This is a genomic window from Cereibacter changlensis JA139 (genome assembly GCF_003034985.1).
In the GTDB taxonomy this organism is placed as follows: domain Bacteria; phylum Pseudomonadota; class Alphaproteobacteria; order Rhodobacterales; family Rhodobacteraceae; genus Cereibacter; species Cereibacter changlensis.
Genome location: NZ_PZKG01000350.1, coordinates 1 through 1,223 on the forward strand (window position 1 = coordinate 1; position 1,223 = coordinate 1,223).

A 1,223-nucleotide genomic window follows, 5' to 3' on the forward strand; every position below is an offset into this window, starting at 1 on the left:
CCGAGGCCGCGCGTGTCGCCGTCACGGTGACCGAGCCCTCCGCCCATTGCACCGCATTCTCGGCCAGCGCCGCCACGATTTCCGCCAGGTCGTCGGCGTCGCCGCGGAAGTCGGGCGCGTCTTGCGCCGTGACGCTCACCGCGATGCCCCGCCGCCGCGCCTCGGGGGCGAGCACCATCTCGACATCAGCCAGCACCGGCTCCACAGCGCAGGACGCGGCAGGATCGAGCCCCGCCGCGGCCGCGCGCTCCCGCTTCAGATGCCAGCGGATCGTGCGGTCCATCCTGTCGATCAGCGCCGCATCCTCGGGTCCGGCGCGGTTACCCAGTACCGCCAGCGGCGTCTTCAGCGCATGCGCGAGGTCGCCGGCATGGGCGCGGGCGCGCTCGATCTGCGCGGCGTTCACGGCGATCAGCCGGTTCAGCTCTTCGGCCAGCGGGCGCAGTTCGGTCACTTCGGGAAGCGGGATGGTCTTCGCTTTGCCGTCGCGCACCGAGCCGATGGCGTGCACGAAGCGGTCGAGATCGACGAGGCCGGCGCGCACCGCCAGGATCTGCGCCGCCAGCAGCGCCGCGCCGAGCACCGCCAGGGCCAGGAGCAGCGGCCGACGGATCGCTGAGAGTTCCGCGGCGGCCTCGGAGGCCGGCAGGCTGACGGTCACCGTTAGGGCCCGCCCGTCGCCCGGTGCGGTGAAGCCCCTCGCCCGCGAGATCAGCGATGCGCCGTCCGGCCCCAGGACGCCGAGCCCCGAGGGCCCCAGATTCCCCGTCACCAGCGAAGGCGCGCGCGCCAGCACCTGTTCCGCGTCGGCCACCTGCCAGTACCATCCCGAGAGCGGCTGCTCGAACCGGGGGTCGGCGGGGGGAGGCAGGACGACGAAGCCGCCGGTCGCGTCCCAGTCCGACACCGCCATCACCGCGCGGGCGGCGGCGTCGAGCTCCGCCCCGAGCCGCCGATCGACGAAATCGGACAGGAGCGACGACAGCACCCCCCAGGCCGCCAGCAGCGCGCCCAGGGTCAGCGCCGCGGACCACAGCAGCAGCCTGCCGCGGATCGACCCCGTCCGGAGGACCCGCATCACGCCGGGTCGCCGGGCAGCAGGCGATAGCCCTCGCCGCGCCGGGTTTCGATGCGCGCCTCGCCGATCTTCCGGCGCAGGCGACCGATCACCACCTCCATCGAGCGGAAGTCGCGGTCGGCGTCGCGGTCGTACATATGCTCCG

2 protein-coding genes are annotated in these 1,223 nt (G+C 73.9%); both read right to left on the reverse strand.

What is annotated here, in order from left to right:
• A partial coding sequence (locus C5F48_RS23965) for an ATP-binding protein (RefSeq protein ID WP_258186585.1) occupies window positions 1-1,078 on the reverse strand: 1,078 nt, incomplete at its 3' end.
• A complete protein-coding gene (locus C5F48_RS23970; protein ID WP_308812785.1) occupies window positions 1,078-1,215 on the reverse strand; it encodes a winged helix-turn-helix domain-containing protein in 138 nt (45 codons plus the stop codon). The genes C5F48_RS23970 and C5F48_RS23965, both read right to left, overlap by 1 nt.
• Window positions 1,216-1,223: the final 8 nt, after the last annotated feature.